This window comes from Streptomyces sp. NPDC001604 (assembly GCF_042893475.1).
GTDB lineage: Bacteria > Actinomycetota > Actinomycetes > Streptomycetales > Streptomycetaceae > Streptomyces.
This window is the reverse complement of the sequence record NZ_JBIAUY010000006.1, coordinates 425,146-442,804: the sequence shown is the minus strand read 5'-3', so window position 1 is coordinate 442,804 and position 17,659 is coordinate 425,146. Positions and strand designations below refer to the sequence as shown.

14 protein-coding genes are annotated in these 17,659 nt (G+C 71.0%); 5 read left to right on the top strand and 9 right to left on the bottom strand.

The window, feature by feature from the left end; genetic code table 11:
* The first annotated feature begins 150 nt into the window (after positions 1 to 150).
* Both ACFY1E_RS20415 and dmpI read left to right on the top strand, forming a co-directional pair.
* Positions 151 to 1,017, top strand: a complete 867-nt coding sequence (locus tag ACFY1E_RS20415) for a LysR substrate-binding domain-containing protein (protein WP_389077728.1) — start codon at positions 151 to 153, stop codon at positions 1,015 to 1,017.
* A gap of 95 nt (positions 1,018 to 1,112) precedes the next feature.
* A complete protein-coding gene (gene dmpI, locus ACFY1E_RS20410) occupies positions 1,113 to 1,313 on the top strand; it encodes a 4-oxalocrotonate tautomerase DmpI (RefSeq protein ID WP_389077852.1) in 201 nt (66 codons plus the stop codon).
* A 120-nt stretch (positions 1,314 to 1,433) separates the two neighbouring features.
* Here the strand turns inward: dmpI and ACFY1E_RS20405 are convergent, their stop codons facing one another.
* The 3 genes from ACFY1E_RS20405 to ACFY1E_RS20395 form a co-directional block, all read right to left on the bottom strand.
* Positions 1,434 to 2,225 carry a S1 family peptidase gene (locus tag ACFY1E_RS20405; protein ID WP_389077726.1) on the bottom strand — a complete coding sequence of 264 codons (792 nt, stop codon included), beginning with the start codon at positions 2,223 to 2,225 and terminating at the stop codon, positions 1,434 to 1,436.
* Positions 2,226 to 2,429: 204 nt separating this feature from the next.
* A complete protein-coding gene (locus ACFY1E_RS20400; protein ID WP_389077723.1) occupies positions 2,430 to 5,237 on the bottom strand; it encodes an ATP-binding protein in 2,808 nt (935 codons plus the stop codon).
* A gap of 134 nt (positions 5,238 to 5,371) precedes the next feature.
* Positions 5,372 to 6,208, bottom strand: coding sequence for a response regulator transcription factor (locus ACFY1E_RS20395; RefSeq protein WP_389077721.1), 837 nt, complete (start codon positions 6,206 to 6,208; stop codon positions 5,372 to 5,374).
* A 115-nt stretch (positions 6,209 to 6,323) separates the two neighbouring features.
* On the opposite strand from ACFY1E_RS20395, the gene ACFY1E_RS20390 reads away from it, so the two are divergent.
* Together ACFY1E_RS20390 and ACFY1E_RS20385 are read left to right on the top strand one after the other, a co-directional pair.
* The gene (locus ACFY1E_RS20390) at positions 6,324 to 8,000 is read left to right on the top strand and encodes an AMP-binding protein (RefSeq protein WP_389077719.1); all 1,677 of its coding nucleotides are present in this window, start codon (positions 6,324 to 6,326) and stop codon (positions 7,998 to 8,000) included.
* A complete protein-coding gene (locus ACFY1E_RS20385) occupies positions 7,997 to 9,586 on the top strand; it encodes an AMP-binding protein (protein ID WP_389077717.1) in 1,590 nt (529 codons plus the stop codon). The genes ACFY1E_RS20390 and ACFY1E_RS20385 overlap by 4 nt, the downstream gene beginning before the upstream one ends.
* A 185-nt stretch (positions 9,587 to 9,771) precedes the next feature.
* On the opposite strand, the gene ACFY1E_RS20380 is transcribed toward ACFY1E_RS20385, so the two are convergent.
* Entirely contained in the window at positions 9,772 to 10,470 is a 699-nt protein-coding gene (locus ACFY1E_RS20380; RefSeq protein ID WP_389077715.1) for a hypothetical protein, read from the bottom strand.
* 184 nt (positions 10,471 to 10,654) lie between these two features.
* On the opposite strand from ACFY1E_RS20380, the gene gcl reads away from it, so the two are divergent.
* Positions 10,655 to 12,439: a glyoxylate carboligase gene (gene gcl / locus ACFY1E_RS20375; protein ID WP_389077712.1), complete on the top strand. Its 1,785-nt coding sequence runs from the start codon at positions 10,655 to 10,657 to the stop codon at positions 12,437 to 12,439.
* A 286-nt stretch (positions 12,440 to 12,725) separates the two neighbouring features.
* Here the strand turns inward: gcl and ACFY1E_RS20370 are convergent, their stop codons facing one another.
* The 5 genes from ACFY1E_RS20370 to ACFY1E_RS20350 form a co-directional block, all read right to left on the bottom strand.
* Positions 12,726 to 12,965: a hypothetical protein gene (locus ACFY1E_RS20370; protein WP_389077709.1), complete on the bottom strand. Its 240-nt coding sequence runs from the start codon at positions 12,963 to 12,965 to the stop codon at positions 12,726 to 12,728.
* A gap of 370 nt (positions 12,966 to 13,335) precedes the next feature.
* Positions 13,336 to 14,808 carry a catalase gene (locus ACFY1E_RS20365; RefSeq protein WP_389077707.1) on the bottom strand — a complete coding sequence of 491 codons (1,473 nt, stop codon included), beginning with the start codon at positions 14,806 to 14,808 and terminating at the stop codon, positions 13,336 to 13,338.
* Between the two features lie 160 nt (positions 14,809 to 14,968).
* Positions 14,969 to 15,859 carry a 2-hydroxy-3-oxopropionate reductase gene (locus ACFY1E_RS20360; protein ID WP_389077705.1) on the bottom strand — a complete coding sequence of 297 codons (891 nt, stop codon included), beginning with the start codon at positions 15,857 to 15,859 and terminating at the stop codon, positions 14,969 to 14,971.
* Positions 15,860 to 15,938: 79 nt separating this feature from the next.
* The gene (locus tag ACFY1E_RS20355) at positions 15,939 to 16,778 is read right to left on the bottom strand and encodes a TIM barrel protein (RefSeq protein WP_389077704.1); all 840 of its coding nucleotides are present in this window, start codon (positions 16,776 to 16,778) and stop codon (positions 15,939 to 15,941) included.
* 180 nt (positions 16,779 to 16,958) lie between these two features.
* Positions 16,959 to 17,645 carry a hypothetical protein gene (locus ACFY1E_RS20350; RefSeq protein ID WP_389077702.1) on the bottom strand — a complete coding sequence of 229 codons (687 nt, stop codon included), beginning with the start codon at positions 17,643 to 17,645 and terminating at the stop codon, positions 16,959 to 16,961.
* Positions 17,646 to 17,659 lie beyond the last annotated feature (14 nt).

The following is a 17,659-nucleotide window of genomic DNA, read 5'->3' as shown; positions in this document are numbered from 1 at the left end:
GGGACGTGGCCCGCCGAACGGTCCACGAACGGGGGGAGTACGGCGGCGAAGAGGGCCCGGTCCGTGGACACCCTGTGGATCGCTCTCCTCCGGTCGCGTCCCTCGGGCGCTCATGCAAGCCGCCCGCCCGGCCCCTCTAGAGTCGAGCCCATGGAACTGCGGCAGCTCACCTATTTCGTGACCGTCGCCGAGGAACTGCACTTCGGGCGGGCGGCCGAACGGCTGCACATCGTGCAGTCCGCGGTGAGCATGCAGATACAGCGCCTGGAGCGCGAGCTCGGCGCCGAGTTGTTCGACCGGACGCCGCGCCGGGTGCGGCTGACGGCGGCGGGGGAGCGGCTGCTGCCCGAGGCGCGCGAGGTACTGGCGGCGGCCGACCGGGCGCGTGCCGCCGTCGCTCCGCCGCCCGGCCTGCGGATCGGCACCAGCACGGGCCTGGGTGCGCATCTCGACCGGGTGCTCGCCGCATTCGCGCGCCGCGCGCCGGACGTGCCCGTCGAACTGTTCTCGCTGCCGGTCGCCGAACGCCTGGCCCGGGTCGCGGGGGGCCAGTTGGACGCCGCGTTCGTACGGGCCGTCGAGCCGGTGCCCGGCGTGCGCGTGCTGCCCCTGTGGCCCGATCCGTTGGTGGCCGCCCTCCCCGCCACGCATCCCCTTGCCGGCCGCGCGGAGATCGGCATCGAGGAACTGGCCGAGATCCCGCTCGCCCTCACCGAGCGCCGCACCAACCCCGCCCTGGTCGACCTGGTCGTCGGCGCCTGTCACGAGGCCGGGTTCGAGCCGCTGCCCGGACCTGCGTGCGGCTCCCTCCAGGACACCCTCGCCACCATCGGCAGCCGCCCGCTGTGGACCGTCGTGTACGCGTCCCACGCACGCCTGCTGCACAGCCCCCGGGTCGCCTTCGTGCCGTTCCGCGCGCCGGGCCTCGCCCTGTCCACGGGCCTCGCCGTGCCCCTCAGTGCCCCGCCCCCGCACCTGGACACCCTGCTGCTGGCCTGCGGCGATCACGAGAACTGATCGCTGCGGTCGCGGTCTGATCCTTGGTCGCGGGCGCCCGACGCGATGGACTGTACTCACCGAAAGGGACCGCATCAGGCCCCGACAGGCAGCGCATTCAAGGGAGTTCAGTCATGCCGATCGTCACCGTCCAGCAGGGTCCCCGCTCCACCGAGCTCAAGCGGGACCTCGTCAAGCGCATCACCGACGCCTTCGTGGACGCGTACAGGATCCCGGCCGAGACCGTTCAGGTGTGGATCCACGAGGTGCCGACGGACAGCTGGGGCGCGGCTGGCAAGCTCACCGCCGACAAGTAGCGCCGCACAGGCGACAGGCAGGGCATGGAAAGGGGGCGCTGCGAGCTGCTCGTGGTAGCCCGCAACGCCCCCTTGTCTCTCACCTGAGGGGTGCTCAGGAGGTCTTCTGGAGCACTCGTCCTACGAGTTGACCTGTGCGGTCACCAGGCTGGAGAAGGTGGTCAGCCGGGTGTAGACACCCGGGTACCCCGCCTCCGCACAGCCGTTGCCCCAAGAAGTGATCCCTGCCAGGACGCCCCCGATGAGCAGGGGACCGCCGCTGTCGCCCTGGCAGGTGTCTACGCCGCCGGATGTGTATCCGGCGCAAACCATGTCGGTCTGCACGAAGTCAGAACCGTAGGAGCTCTTGCAGCTGGCGTCGGCCACGATCGGCACGGTCGCGGTCCGCAGCTGGTTGGAGGAGCTGCCGTTCTCCGAGGTGGTGCCCCATCCGAGGATGCGGGCGGTGGTGCCGGCCGCGTACACCGACGTGTCCGAGGACTTCACGTACGACGCCGTCGTGTACGGCATCGACGTCGCCAGCGTCAGTACGGCCACGTCGTCGCCGTTGGTGGCGTCCGTGTAGTCCGGGTTGATCCAGATCTTGCTGACCTTGCTGACCGTGCCGTTGGTGCCGTTCAGATAGGTGCGTCCGCCGACGACTCTGACACTGCCGGCGCTCTCCCCGACCATGCAGTGAGCGGCGGTGATCACCTTGGTGGCCGAGACGAGGGTGCCGCCGCAGAACTGGTTCTGCGAGGCGTCCGTGATCTGCATGACGAACGGGTAGGCCGTGGTCGTGGTCGTGGTACCGCCCACGATGGGCTGGGGCGCGGCTGCCGCGGAAGGCGCGCCGAGCAGTGCGGTGGCGGCCGCTGCAGCGGCCGCCGTGAGTACCGCGGCGGTCTTCCTGGCACGGTTGGACCCGAACATGAGTCTCCTCAGTGGGGGTTGCCGGTGGGGGTCGCGCGGGTGTGGGGGGTTGAGCACGGGGGCCGCGGGACCGACCCCCGTATGCCCGGGCGAGCGGCACGTCCTCAAGCTAGGACGCGGAACCCCCGGCTCCCAATGAGGGAACCCCCTAGGGGGTTGTGTAAGGGAAAACCCTCGGTCGGGTTCAGTTAACCTGGCGCGCCGTCACTTCGCTCGCCGTGCCGCCGCCAAACGGACGATATCCACGCGCGAGCGGATCCCCAGCTTGCGGTAGACCCGGGTCAGTGTTGCCTCGACCGTCTTCACGCTGATGAACAGCCGCGCGGCGATCTCCCGGTTGGTCGCGCCCTCCATGACGAGCGCGGCGACCTGGCGTTCCATCGCGGCGAGCCCTTCCAGGCCCTCCGACGCGGCAGTGGGGGCGATCGGTTCCACCGGGCTCGCCACGGCCGCCGCCTCCACCTGACGCACCCAGGGCAGCGCCCGGCAACGGCGGAACAGCCGGGCCGCCTCGTCGTACGACGCGCGCCCCGTCCGGCCGGCACGCAGCGACGCCAGCGCGAACGAGGCGCGTGCCTCCTCCAGGCCGTAGCCCAGCTTGGCGAGCCGGTTCTGCGCCGAGGCCAGCTGGGCGAGCGCGGCCTCGTGCTCGCCGCGTGCGGCCCGAACCAGTGCCTCGGCCCGGTCCAGCACGGCCAGCACGCCCTCGCGCCCGAGCCGCACGGCATGTTCACGCGCCCCGTCGAGGAGTTGCTGCGCCTCCTCGGTCTCGCCGGTGCGGACGAGGGCCTCGGCGAGGTCGCCGTGCCAGCGTCCGCGCGCGGGGTCGGTGATGCCCAGCCCGTTCTCCAGGTCCCGCACCCGGCGCAGCGAGCGGACCGCGCCTTCGGCGTCCCCGGCGACCAGTTGGGCGTGCCCGAGCGCGGTCAGCCCCCGGGAGATGTACATCTGGTCGCCTGCCCGCTCGGCCAGCTCCACCGCCTCGCGGCCCAGCGTCAGCGCCCGCTCCACGTCCCCGCCGGAGGCTTCCGCGAGGGAGGCGAGCACGGCGGAGGACGCCTCGCCGATTCCCGAGTCGCGGGCCAGCCGCATGCTTTCCCGGGCCAGGTCGAGGGCCCGGCCGCAGTGCCCGGTGCGCAGTTCCGTCTCGGCGAGCAGACGCACGAAGTGCACCTCGCTCTCGACCATGCCGCGCCGGCGCGCCTCACGCAGCAGCGCGTTGACGGTGGAGCGGGCCTCGGGCAGCTGGTCGCTCATGATCAGCCAGCGGTAGCGGGTCGCGCCCGCCCCGTTGTGGTGGCAGGCCACATCGGGGAGCTGAGGTTCCTTCAGCGCGCGTTTGATGGTCGCGGGGGCGTCCGGGTGACCCATCAGGGTCTCGGTCGTCGCCTGGAAGGCCAGTGCGAGGAGTTCGGTGCGCCGGTCGCCGGCCCGGGCGGCGAGCTCGGCGGCGTGCGCGGCCTCCTCGCGGCCGATGGCGAAGTCGCCCTCCACGACCAGTCCGCGCCAGGCCAGCTGGTAGTGGACCTGGGCCAGCAGCCCCGGGTCGTCGCCGGCGTCGGCGAGCGCCTGCGGGTAGACGGTGTCGACCTCGCCGAGGGCCTGCCCGGCGGCCTCGATGACCACCATCCAGGCCCGCACCCGGTCCGCGGGCTCGGCGGCCCGGGTCAGCACGTCGCGGGCGATGTCCCGGGCGAGGTCCACCTCGCCGGCGGTGATCGCGTCCTCGGCCGCCTCCAGCCGGCGCTCGTCCGGGCCGGGCACGCCGTCGGCCGGGGTGTGCCGGGCGGCGAGCAGTCCGAGCGAGGCGGCGACCGAGGGTGCCCCGCGGTCCCGGGCCGTGGCGGCGGCCTCGGCGAGCCGGGCCGCGGCCTCCGGGTCGGTGCCGGTGGTCGCGAGGGCGAGGTGGCGGGCCCGCTCGATCGGGTCGGAGGCCGCCGTGGACAGCGCGGCGTGCGCGGCCCGCCGGTCCTGCGCGGGCGCCTCCGCGTACAGGGCGGCCGAGATCAGCGGATGCGCGAAGCGTACGGCGGGGCCCTCCGGCTCGGTCGCCAGCAGCCCCAGTTCGGCCGCCTGCGCGGTCTCGGCCTCGGCGTTCTCCCGGCCGGCCTCGTGCAGCAGGGCCAGGGTGGGGCGGGCGCCCACGCTGGCCACCAGCAGGGTGCGGCGGGCCTCGACGGAGAGCATGTCGAGCCGGTTCAGGACGAGGGCGCGCAGCGAGGTGGGCACCGGCAGCGGCTCGCCCGGCCGCGGCGGGGTGGGGCTCTCGGCCAGGGCGCGGCCCAGTTCGAGGGCGAAGAACGGGTTGCCGCCGCTGGTGCGGTGGATGTCCCGGACGGTGGACCGCGGCAGGCCGGTGTAGCCGCGGTGGTCGAGCAGCGCGGACACCTGGGCGCGGGAGAGCCCGCCGAGCCGCACGGCCAGGGTGTCGGGCGGGGAGGCGCTCAGGTGGCGGTCGTACTCCTGGCCCTCGGTGCGTACCGCGCTCAGCAGTTGCACCGGGGTGTCGCCCAGGCGGCGGGCGGCGAAGCCGAGGAGCTCCGCGCTCGCCGGGTCCAGCCACTGCAGGTCGTCCGCCACGACGAGGACGGGGCCCTGCTCGGCGAGCGCGCGCAGCGCCGACAGGACGGCCAGGCGCAGGGCGAGGCCGTCGCGCTGGAGGGTGGACTCGCCGCGGCCGGTGAGCGCCGACTCCAGTGCCGTGCGCTGGGCGGCGGGCAGCTTGTCGTACACCTGGTCCACGACCAGGCCCAGCAGGTCGGCGAGGGCCAGGAAGGGGAGGTGGGATTCGGACTCGGTCGCCGAGCAGCGCAGCACGGTGCGGGCGGCCGTCCCGTATTCGGAGGCCAATGCCCGCAGAGCGGTCGACTTTCCTATTCCGGCGGGGCCGTGGAGCAGCACGCTGCCACCCCGCGCGAGCTGCTCGCGTGCCGCGCTGAGCAGCTCGTCCCGGCCGATGACCAGGTCGGGGTGGCGTCTGGCAGGCTCCCTCAAGTCCCCTCGCACGGTCACCGCTCCCCTCCGAGTGTCGTGTTCGGGCCAAATTCTAGGCAATCTCTCTTTGAATTTCGGACGGACGCCGTGGTGAGGGATATAACAACGGTCAGGCATGGAGAAATTCAAGGCGCCGGTGCACGAATAGATCGCTACGGCAGCAGCCCCGCCCGGCGCGCCGCGGCCACCGCCTCGCCGCGTGTGTGAGCACCCAGTTTCCGCATCGCCGACCGCAGGTACCCCTTGACCGTCTCGGCACGCAGCCCGAGCCGCTCGGCGGCCACCGCGTTCGTGGCCCCCGCCGCCACACAGGCCAGTACGTCCAGCTCACGGGGGGCCAGCTCGACCCCGTGAGCCTGCGTCTTCGGGGTGAGCAGGCCGCACACGCCGAGCAGCTCCGCCCGCAGCGCGGGGTCCGCGATCCGTGGTGCCAGCGCCCGCAGCGCCGCGTGGGCCTCCCGCACCTGCTCCCAGGCGGCACCCACCGCCGGACCCCGCTCCGGCTCGCCGCGGGCGGCCGCCGCCAGCAGCCCCCGCGCCTCGTCCCCCACGGCCAGCGCCTGCTCCACGTCCCGGGCGGCCTCCATCGCCGCGCCCAGCGTCCGGTCACCGAGCGGCTGCGCCGTGCGCAGGGCGCCGTAGAGCACGCCCCGTACCCGGCGGCGTACGACGACCGGCACCGCGAGGATCGAATGCAGCCCCTCCGTGGCGACCGGGATGTCGTACTCGTGGCTGATCTGCTGCGAGGACGAGTAGTCCGTCACCGCGCACGGCCGGGCGAGCGCCACCGCGCGGCCGCCCAGACCGTTGCCGGAGGTCACCGGCAGCCCGCTCAGCGCGGGTGTCTCGGTGCCGCTGAGCTCGCTGATGCGCATGTGCCGGCGCCCCGGCTCCACCAGGCCGCCGAAGGCGACCGGCAGCCCGGTCGTGCGCCGAAGCCGTACCAGCGCATTGCGTATCTCGACCGCCCCGGCCGCGTCTGCTGTCACCTGCTTGCCCTCTCCCTGCAGCGCACACCCCCGTTCGGGGGTAGTGAGACCTGCATCACGGATTACACGATGGCAGAGAGCCGCCCGGCAATGGTCCGGTGATGAGGAGGATTCGATGACGACGGCGACGGAGCTCTTCCGCAGTGCGCGGGACTTCCTGCTGGAGCACCGCGAGGACTACGCGAAGGCCTACGAGGGTTTCAGCTGGCCCCGGCCCGAGCGCTTCAACTGGGCCCTCGACTGGTTCGACGTCATCGCCGACGGCAACGACCGGACCGCCCTGCACATCGTCGAGGAGGACGGGAGCGAGGTCCGGGTCTCGTTCGCGGAGATGTCCGACCGCTCCGACCGGGTGGCGAACTGGCTGCGCGAGCGCGGTGTGCGCGCTGAGGACCGGATCCTCGTCATGCTCGGCAACCAGGCCGAGCTGTGGGAGACGGCCCTCGCGGCGATGAAGCTGCGCGCCGTCGTCATCCCGGCCACCCCGCTGCTGGGCCCCGCCGACCTGCGCGACCGTGTCGAGCGGGGTCGAGTGAAGCACGTGATCGTACGGGCCGAGGACACCTCCAAGTTCGACGACGTCCCCGGCGCCTACACCCGCATCTCCGTCGGCGGTCTGCCGGAGGACGGCTGGGAGCCGTACGAGGACGCGTACGTCCTCGCCCCCGCCGAGTTCCTCCCGGACGGCCCCACGCTCGCGGACGACCCGCTGATGCTGTACTTCACCTCCGGCACCACCGCCCGGCCCAAGCTGGTCGAGCACACCCACACGTCGTACCCGATCGGCCATCTGGCGACGATGTACTGGATCGGCCTCAAGCCCGGTGACGTGCACCTGAACATCTCCTCGCCCGGCTGGGCCAAGCACGCCTGGTCGAACCTGTTCGCCCCGTGGAACGCGGAGGCGACCGTCTTCATCCACAACTACACCCGCTTCGACGCGGCCCGGCTGATGGCCGAGATGGACCGGGCAGGGGTGACCACCTTCTGCGCCCCGCCCACCGTGTGGCGCATGCTCATCCAGGCCGACCTGACCCAGCTGCGCACCCCGCCCCGCGAGGTCGTGGCGGCCGGCGAGCCCCTGAACCCCGAGGTCATCGAGCAGGTCCGGCGGGCCTGGGGCGTCACCATCCGGGACGGCTTCGGGCAGACCGAGACGGCCGTGCAGGTCGCCAACAGCCCGGGTCAGGAGCTGAAGACCGGCTCGATGGGACGTCCCAGCCCGGGCTACAAGGTCGAGCTCCTCGACCCGGTGACAGGCGCCCCCGGAGCCGCCGAGGGCGAGATCGCCCTCGACCTGTCGGCGCGGCCCGTCGGCCTGATGACCGGCTACCACGGCGACCCCGACCGTACGGCGGAGGCGATGGCCGGCGGCTACTACCGCACCGGCGACATCGGCTCCCGCGACGCCGACGGCTACATCACCTACGTCGGCCGCGCCGACGACGTCTTCAAGGCCTCCGACTACAAGATCAGCCCCTTCGAGCTGGAGAGCGCGCTCCTCGAGCACGAGGCGGTGGCCGAGGCGGCCGTCGTGCCCGCCCCGGACGAACTGCGCCTCGCCGTCCCCAAGGCGTACGTCGTCCTCGCCGAGGGCTGGCAGCCGGGCCCCGACACCGCGAAGGTGCTGTTCGAGCACTCCCGCGAGGTCCTCGCCCCGTACAAGCGCATCCGCCGTCTGGAGTTCGCGCCGCTGCCCAAGACCGTCTCCGGCAAGATCCGCCGGATCGAGCTGCGCGAGGCGACCGCCGCGGGCTCGGCCGACGAGTACCGCGAGGAGGACTTCCGGTGACCGCACTGTCGTACACACACGGGACGAGCCCGACCGTCCTGCTCGGGGACACCATCGGTGCCAATCTGGACCGGGCGGTGGCGACCTGGCCGGAGCGCGAGGCGCTGGTGGACGTGCCGTCCGGGCGTCGCTGGACGTATGCCCGATTCGGCGCCGATGTCGATCAGTTGGCGTCCGCCTTGCTCGCGAGCGGGGTCGCCAAGGGCGACCGGGTGGGCATCTGGGCGGTCAACTGCGCCGAGTGGGTGCTCGTCCAGTACGCCACCGCCCGCATCGGCGCGATCATGGTGAACATCAATCCGGCCTACCGCACCCACGAGGTCGAGTACGTCCTCAGGCAGGCCGGGATCTCGCTGCTCTTCGCCTCCCTCAGCCACAAGACGAGCGACTACCGGGCGATGGTGGAAGAGGTGCGGGGCAGGTGCCCCGACTTGCGTGAGGTCGTGTACATCGGCGACCCGAGCTGGCAGGAACTGCTCGGCCGCGGGACCGCCGAGGCCTCGTACCAGGAACTGTCCTGCGACGACCCCATCAACATCCAGTACACCTCGGGCACGACGGGCTTCCCCAAGGGGGCCACGCTCTCCCACCACAACATCCTCAACAACGGTTATTTCGTGGGTGAGTTGATCGCCTACACGGAGCAGGACCGCATCTGCATCCCGGTGCCCTTCTACCACTGCTTCGGCATGGTGATGGGCAACCTCGCGGCGACCTCGCACGGCGCGTGCATGGTGATCCCGGCCCCGTCCTTCGATCCGAAGGCCACGCTGGAGGCCGTCCAGCAGGAGCGCTGCACATCCCTCTACGGCGTCCCGACCATGTTCATCGCGGAGCTCAACCTCCCCGACTTCGCGGACTACGACCTCTCCACCCTCCGCACCGGCATCATGGCGGGCTCGCCCTGCCCGGTCGAGGTGATGAAGCGGGTGGTCGCCGAGATGCACATGGAGGAGGTCTCCATCTGCTACGGCATGACGGAGACGTCCCCGGTCTCCCTGCAGACCCGCAGGGACGACGACCTGGAACACCGCACCGGGACGGTCGGCCGGGTCCTGCCGCACATCGAGGTGAAGATCGTCGACCCGGCGACGGGGGTGACCCAACCGCGCGGTGTCCCGGGCGAGTTGTGCACCCGCGGCTACAGCGTGATGCTCGGCTACTGGAACGAGCCCGAGAAGACCGCCGAGGCCGTCGACCCCGGCCGCTGGATGCACACCGGGGACCTGGCGGTGATGCGCGAGGACGGCTACGTCGAGATCGTCGGCCGCATCAAGGACATGATCATCCGGGGTGGCGAGAACATCTACCCGCGCGAGATCGAGGAGTTCCTCTACGGCCACCCGAAGATCCAGGACGTCCAGGTCGTGGGCGTACCGCACGAGAAGTACGGCGAGGAGGTCCTCGCCTGCGTCATCCCGCGCGACCCGGCCGACCCGCCGACCCTGGAGGACGTACGCGCCTTCTGCGAGGGCCGGCTGGCCCACTACAAGGTGCCGAGCCGGCTGCAGATCCTGGAGGCCTTCCCGATGACGGTGTCCGGGAAGGTGCGGAAGGTGGAGCTGCGGGAGAAGTACGCCCTGTAGCCGGGCAGCCGGAACCCGCGCGCTGCGGGACTTCGGGCTGCTTCTCGGCGCGGTGGCGCTCGCGCGGCTCGCGGTGCGGTACCGCGGCGCGCGGGAGGGACGAACTCGCCGTTCCGTGAACACTGTTGGAGCGGGGGTGCCCAAGGCGCCCCCGCTCTTTCCGTGCGCAACCACCGCGTGCGGAACTACCGCACCCCGGTGGCGTCCAGCTCGTCGGCGAGGCTGTTGACCGGCTGCGGGGTGCCCGTGAGGTCGAGGACGAACAGGGGGACGCCGAGGGTGTCCGCGCGGGCGCGGGCGTCGGTGGCGTAGCCGGCCAGGGAGAAGTAGACGCCGGCCGCCGACTCCGTCATGGCGGTCAGCCACAGGCACTCCACGTCCCGCAGCGAGGCCGGGCGCACCGTCGGGTCGACCTGGGCCAGCAGGCCGCGGGCGGCGATGCCGATGCCGGACGGGGGCCGCTGGTCCGCCCGGCGGATGTCCCGGTAGCCGAGCCAGCGCAGATACACGGCGGCGGCCGTCACCGCGTCCCGGGCGGTGCGGATGGTGACGGGCTGGAAGGGGCGGCGGCGCTTCGCCGGGGTGGGTGTGGCGCTCGCCGGTGCCGTGGCGGTCTGTCCGGCCACCGGGATCCGCAGCACCGTCCCGCACTCACAGCCCAGCTCCGGGCGCGGCCACTGGTCCCGGCGGCCGCAGGAGCCGCACTGCAGCGTGACCCAGTCCTCCGCCCAGGCCCGATGGGTGACGGCCGTCGCCGTCCCGTGCCGGTCCAGTGGCGGGGCGACCGGCGCCCCGCACGTGCACGGATACGACGGCGCCGCGTAGAGGTGCTCGCGTCCGCAGGCCGGACAGCGCACCGAGACGCTCTCTGACATGGCCCACATCGTCCTCCAGCGGGCCCCCGCTTGTCCGTCTCTTGACGGCCTTCCTCCGCCCACTTACATTGCTTCCAGATAGTAGAAAACAGTTTCCGCAATGTGGAAACTGTGGAATGGAAGTCGATTACGGAAGAGCTCACCGCGGGGCGCGACGGGAGGGCTGGTCCGACAGCCGAAGCAGGAGAACTCGATGGCACGTATGACCGCTGCCCGCGCGGCAGTTGAGATCCTCAAGCGCGAGGGCGTCACCAACGCGTTCGGTGTGCCCGGCGCGGCGATCAACCCGTTCTACGCGGCGCTCAAGGCCTCCGGCGGCATCAACCACACCCTCGCCCGCCATGTCGAGGGCGCCTCGCACATGGCCGAGGGCTACACCCGCACCCACGCGGGCAACATCGGTGTCTGCATCGGCACTTCGGGGCCCGCGGGCACCGACATGATCACCGGCCTGTACTCGGCGATCGGGGACTCCATCCCGATCCTGTGCATCACGGGCCAGGCCCCGACCGCCGTGATCCACAAAGAGGACTTCCAGGCCGTCGACATCGCCTCGATCGCCAAGCCGGTCGCGAAAATGGCGGTCACGGTCCTCGAGGCCGCCCAGGTGCCCGGCGTCTTCCAGCAGGCCTTCCACCTGATGCGCTCCGCTCGTCCCGGCCCGGTCCTCATCGATCTGCCGATCGACGTGCAGCTCACCGAGATCGAGTTCGACCCGGAGACGTACGAGCCGCTCCCGGTCTACAAGCCGGCCGCGACCCGCGCCCAGATCGAGAAGGCGATCGGGCTGCTGAACGAGTCCGAGCGGCCGCTGATCGTCGCGGGCGGCGGTGTCATCAACGCGGACGCTGCCGAACTCCTCGTCGAATTCGCCGAGTTGACGGGCACTCCGGTCGTCCCGACCCTGATGGGCTGGGGCGTCCTGCCCGACGACCACGAGCTGAACGCCGGCATGGTCGGCCTGCAGACCTCGCACCGCTACGGCAACGCGACCTTCCTGGAGTCCGACTTCGTCCTCGGCATCGGGAACCGCTGGGCCAACCGCCACACCGGCAAACTGGACGTCTACACGGCCGGCCGCAAGTTCGTCCACGTCGACGTCGAGCCCACCCAGATCGGCAAGATCTTCGCCCCGGACTACGGCATCGCGTCCGACGCGAAGGCGGCCCTGGAGCTCTTCGTCGAGGTGGCGAGGGAGCTGAAGGCGGCCGGCAGGCTGCCCGACCGCTCCGCGTGGGCGGCCTCGGCACAGGAGAAGAAGGCGACTCTCCAGCGCCGTACGCACTTCGACGACATCCCGATCAAGCCGCAGCGTGTCTACGAGGAGATGAACAAGGCGTTCGGACCCGAGACCCGGTACGTCTCCACGATCGGCCTCTCACAGATCGCCGGCGCCCAGATGCTGCACGTCTTCAAGCCGCGCCACTGGATCAACTGCGGCCAGGCGGGCCCCCTCGGCTGGACCATCCCGGCCGCGCTGGGCGTCGCGAAGGCGGACCCGGAGGCGCAGGTCGTCGCCCTGTCCGGCGACTACGACTTCCAGTTCATGATCGAGGAACTGGCCGTCGGCGCGCAGCACAGGATCCCCTACGTCCACGTCCTGGTGAACAACTCCTACCTGGGCCTGATCCGCCAGGCGCAGCGGGCGTTCGACATCGACTTCCAGGTCAAGCTGGAGTTCGAGAACATCAACTCGCCCGAGCTCGGCGTCTACGGCGTCGACCACGTCAAGGTCGCCGAGGGCCTGGGCTGCAAGGCGATCCGGGTGACCGACCCGAGCGAGCTGGGTGCGGCCCTGGAGCAGGCGAAGAAGCTCGCCGCCGAGTTCCAGGTGCCGGTCGTCGTCGAGGCGATCCTGGAGCGCGTCACCAACATCGCCATGTCGACCACCAACGACATCAGCAACGTCGTGGAGTTCGAGGAGCTCGCGACCGAGCCGGGGCACGCGCCGACGTCGATCAGGACGCTGAAGGTCTGACCCGGCCGACAGCTGAGGGGCGGTCCAACCTGCCGGTTGGACCGCCCCTTTCGCGTGCCCGGCTCCCAGGAGCCGTCCCCCGTTTCCCCCGTGAGATCCCCCGTTTCCCCCGTGAGATCTCCCGTTTCCCCCGTGATGGAGCCCGCCGCCCCCGTGTCGGCGGGCCCCATGTGACGTGAATATGCCCTCGGGTGGGTGCGGCTGAAGCCTCTTGAACCATGTTCAGAGCTGGATTTGAGGTTGGCGTAGACGTCCTACGTTCCCGGGCGTAGGCGTACGCACGTGCTCACGGCGCCTCGTGGTGTTCCGACAACCCCGGCCAGTCGTCCGGGCCGCCGCCCTGCCACTCGATGAGGTCGCTCTCCTCGACGTCCGTGACGTACAGGTCGGCCAGGCGCAGGATCTCGCTGACGTCGTCGACGTGCGTGGCGATCCCCAGCGTCTCGTCACCCTCCGTGACCCGCCGGGAGCCGTCCAGGGCCGGCGAGTGCACCACTATGTGCGGATGCTCCGTTGGATGTGCCATGCCTTCAGCGTCCTGCGGGCCGGGCCGATCCGCACCCCCACGAACGCCGAAAGGCGCCGGATGCGGAACCGTCCGCATCCGGCGCCGCTCGGCCGGTGAGGTCTTCTGTTGTGGCCGTCCGGCGGTGCGAGGCTGGGCGCGACAGAACGTTCGCGCCGCCGGACGGAGTCTGCGGGTGGTGCAGGAAGCGGCTGGGACCGCGGCGGGTGCGACGGAGCCGCGGCGCTGCTTCCCTCAGGTCGAAGAAGCAGTGCCCGGGACCTTCACCACCGCACTGGCTCGCACGCCGCCGCGGTCCTTGCCTCGCCCGCCACCGCCGGCCGGCCACCCCTCATCCGGGCCGTCCGGCGGTCGTGGGCCGCTCTGCGGGTCAGTCCTCGCGCAGGGCGCGGACCGCCTCCTCCACGCGTCGGCCGTACTCCTGGTCGGCGGCGTGGAAGTGGGCCAGGTTCTTCTCGATCACGTCGTCGCGGGAGACCTGGGAGAGGCCGCCGGCGATGTTGGCGATCAGACGGGACTTCTCGTCCGCGGACATCAGGCGGTACAGCTCGCCCGCCTGGAAGAAGTCGTCGTCCTTGGTGTGCAGCGGGGCCTCGTGGGTGCCGGTGTGGCCGGTCACCGCCAGTGGGGCGGACAGGGGGCGGCCGGTCTCCACCGGGCCGTCGTACGAGTTCGGCTCGTAGTTCTTCGCCCCGCGGCCCTGGCCGTTGACCGCCATGAAGCCGTCGCGGCCGTAGTTCTGCGCGGTCGTCGCCTTCGGCGCGTTCACCGCGAGCAGGGTGTGGTTGACGCCCAGGCGGTAGCGGTGGGCGTCCGCGTAGGCGAACAGACGGCCCTGCAGCATCTTGTCCGGCGAGGGGCCGATGCCCGGGACGAAGTTGTTCGGGGAGAACGCGGCCTGCTCGACCTCGGCGAAGACGTTGTCCGGGTTGCGGTCCAGGACCAGGCGGCCCACGCGCTGCAGCGGGTAGTCCTTGTGCGGCCACACCTTGGTGAGGTCGAAGGGGTTGAAGCGGTAGTCCGCCGCCTCGGCCGCCGGCATGATCTGGACGTAGAGGGTCCAGGACGGGTTCACCCCGCGCTCGATGGCCTGCAGCAGGTCCGTCTGGTGCGAGTTCGGGTCCTTGCCCGCGATCTCGGCGGCCTGCTCGGAGGACAGCGAGCGGACGCCCTGGTTGGTCTTGAAGTGGTACTTGACGAAGAACGCCTCGCCGTCGGCGTTCGTCCACTGGTAGGTGTGCGAGCCGTAGCCGTTCATGTGACGGTACGAGGCAGGGATGCCGCGGTCGCCCATCAGCCAGGTCACCTGGTGCGTGGCCTCGGGGGAGTGCGCCCAGAAGTCCCAGACATTGTCCGGCTCCTGACGGCCCGTGAACGGATCGCGCTTCTGCGAGTGGATGAAGTCCGGGAACTTGATCGGGTCCTTGATGAAGAACACCGGGGTGTTGTTCCCGACGAGGTCGTAATTGCCCTCTTCGGTATAGAACTTGACCGCGAAACCGCGCGGGTCGCGGACCGCGTCCGCACCGCCCAGCGAGTCGGCCACCGTCGAGAAGCGCACGAAGACCTCGGTGCGCCTGCCGACCGTGCTCAGGAAGTCGGCGTACGTGAACCCGGTGACGTCGTCCGTCACCTCGAAGTAGCCGTGCGCGCCCGAGCCGCGGGCGTGCACCACGCGCTCCGGGATGCGCTCGCGGTTGAAGCGCGCCAGCTTCTCCAGGAGGTGCTGGTCCTGGAGCAGGAGCGGGCCGCCGATGCCGGCGGAGGCGGAATGCTGGTTGTCTGCGACCGGGGCGCCGGACTCCGTAGTGAGAGTTCTCGCCGTGAGCACGCGCTTCGACATCGTGGACCTTCCGTGCGGGTGTCAGCGGAAAACTGTTTCCGCTTTGTGGAGCCTAAGAGTGGGCGAGTTGGACGTCAACAGTTTGTTGAAGTTGATTCCGGGCCGCGGCGCCGCCTGGGCGCGACAGGACAGATGTCAGCGGCGCCGCGACCCGGAAGTCTCAGAGCTGAGCGCCCGAGAGGCGCTCGACCGCCCGCAGCAGGGCCGAGTGGTCCAGGCCGCCGTCGCCCTGCGCACGCAGGCTGGCGACCAGCTGGGCGACCACGGCACCGACGGGCAGGGCGGCGCCGACGTTGCGGGCGGCGTCGGTGACGATGCCCATGTCCTTGTGGTGCAGGTCGATACGGAAGCCCGGCTTGAAGTCGCGGGTGAGGAAGTTGTCCTTCTTCCGTGTCAGCACGGTCGAACCCGCCAGGCCGCCGTTGAGGACGTCCAGCGCCGCCTTGAGGTCCACGCCGGACTTCTCCAGGAAGACCACGGCCTCGGCGCACGCCTGGATGTTCACGGCGACGATCAGCTGGTTGGCGGCCTTCACGGTCTGCCCCGAGCCGTGCGGGCCGCACAGCACGATGGTCTTGCCGAGCGCCTCGAGAATCGGCTTCGCGAGGTCGAAGTCGGCCTGCTCGCCGCCGACCATGATCGACAGCACGGCCTCGATGGCGCCTGCCTCACCGCCGGACACCGGCGCGTCCAGCACCCGGATGCCCCTGTCCGCGGCGGCCTTCGCCAGGTCCACGGACGTCTGCGGCGTGATGGACGACATGTCGATCAGCAGCGCGCCCGGCCGTGCGTTCTCCAGAATGCCGTCGGGGCCGTAGGAGATGGCCTCGACCTGCGGTGACGCGGGCACCATCGTGATGATGACATCGGCGTCCCGCACGGCCTCGGCGATCGAAGCGGCCGCGGTACCGCCGGCGGCCGCCAGCCGGTCCAGCTTGTCCTGCTCCAGGGTGAACCCGGTGACGTCGTAACCCGCCTTGATCAGGTTCTCGGACATGGGGGAGCCCATGATGCCGAGGCCGATCCAGGCGATCTTGGGGAGGGTGCTCATGATTGGGGGTACCTCTCTGAACTGCTTTGCTACGTCTGTGGATTGAGGCAGGTGGTGGTTCACGGGGGCGACGACGCCGTCACCGAGCGGCGCGGTACTCCACCGGCAGCCAGCCGAAGGCCTCCGCACTGGGCCGGTCGCCCGGCTTGTACTCCAGGCCGACCCAGCCCTCGTATCCGGCCTTCCTGAGCTGGTCGAGGAGCCCCTCAAGCGGAAGTGAGCCCGTCCCCGGCGCCCCGCGGCCCGGGTTGTCGGCGATCTGGACGTGGCCGGTCTTCGGCGCATACTGCTCGATCACCGACGGCAGGTCCTCGCCGTTCATGGACAGGTGGTACAGGTCCATGAGGAACTTCGCGTTGCCGAGCCCCGTCGCGGCGTTCACCTTGTCGACGATGCCGATGCCGGCCGGGGCGGACACCAGCGGGTACAGCGGCGACTCGGGTCGGTTGAGCGTCTCGATCAGCAGGATCGCGCCGATCCGGTCGGCGGCACGGGCCGCGAGGACCAGGTTCTCCAGGGCGAGCGCGTCCTGCTCGGCCGGGTCCACGCCCTCGACGCGGTTGCCGTACAGCGCGTTGAGCGCCTTGGTGCCGAGCGAGTGGGCGAACTCCGCCGCCACCTCGATGTTGGCGCGGAACTTCTCCGACTCGTCACCCGGGATCGACAGGGCGCCGCGGTCGGGTCCGGGAAGCTGCCCGGCGTAGAAGTTCAGGCCCGTGAGCTGGACGCCCGCGTCCTCGATCGCCTTCTTCAGGGCGTCGAGCTCGGACTGCTCGGGGGTGGGGGAGTCGACCCAGGGCCACCACAGCTCGACCGCGGTGAAGCCCGCGGCGGCGGCCGCCGCGGGGCGTTCCAGAAGCGGGAGTTCCGTGAAGAGGATCGACAGGTTGACGTTGAAGCGCTGCTCTGCAAATCCCATGGGGGTCGGCGCTCCCTTCCGTGGCGACTGTGTTTGCTCGGTTATTCCGTATAGCGGAAGTTCATTTCTGCTTAATGGAAGACTGCCTGTGGACGGGGAGGACTGTCAAGAGCGCCCGGCGAAGCGCGGACAAAAAAGTGCCCCCGCGCAAAAGGCGCGGGGGCACGGTGAAGCGGCTGATCACAGGGCGTCTACGGCGCTCACCTTCCAGCCCTCGGAGGTACGGCTCATCGTCATCCGCACCCGGTTCAGGTCCAGCCGGGAGCCGGAGACCTGGGTGCTCTGCGTGACCTGGTTGACGAAGAGCAGCACCGTGACCTTGCCCGGCGAGGCCGAGGCGACGGAGGCCGCGGGGACGGTCGCCTTCACCACGCCGTGGTACTTCTGCGCCGTCGGCCCGACCACCGTCTTCGTGGTCTTCCCGTACTGGTCCTTGAAGTGCCCGGTCAGCAGCGTCCGGGCCCGGGCGAAGTCCCGGTCCAGGTGCCGGTAGTCGTACGACAGGACGACCGGCGCCGCCTTCTTCGCGGCCGCGAGAGCCTGCGACCGGGCGCTCTCCGCCTGCCGCCCCTGCACGTACTGCCATCCGAGCAGCGAGGCGACGACGAGGGCCGCGACCAGCAGGACGCCCAGCACCGCGGGGAGCAGCCGCCGACCGGAGCGAGGCGGCGGGGGCGCGCTCCCCTCCGGCTCCACCAAGGTGTCCGGGTCCTGTTCCAGCGGCTCCGGCGACGGCTGCGGCGGGTCGTCCCAGTTGTCCGGGGCCGGCGGCTCGGGCCGCTGCAGGTACTCGACCCGCTTGGCGCGCTTGGCCGCCGCACGGGCCGCTGCGCTCATCGTGCGGCTCCGGGTGGTCGGGTTCGCCATGGTCGTACTCCTCA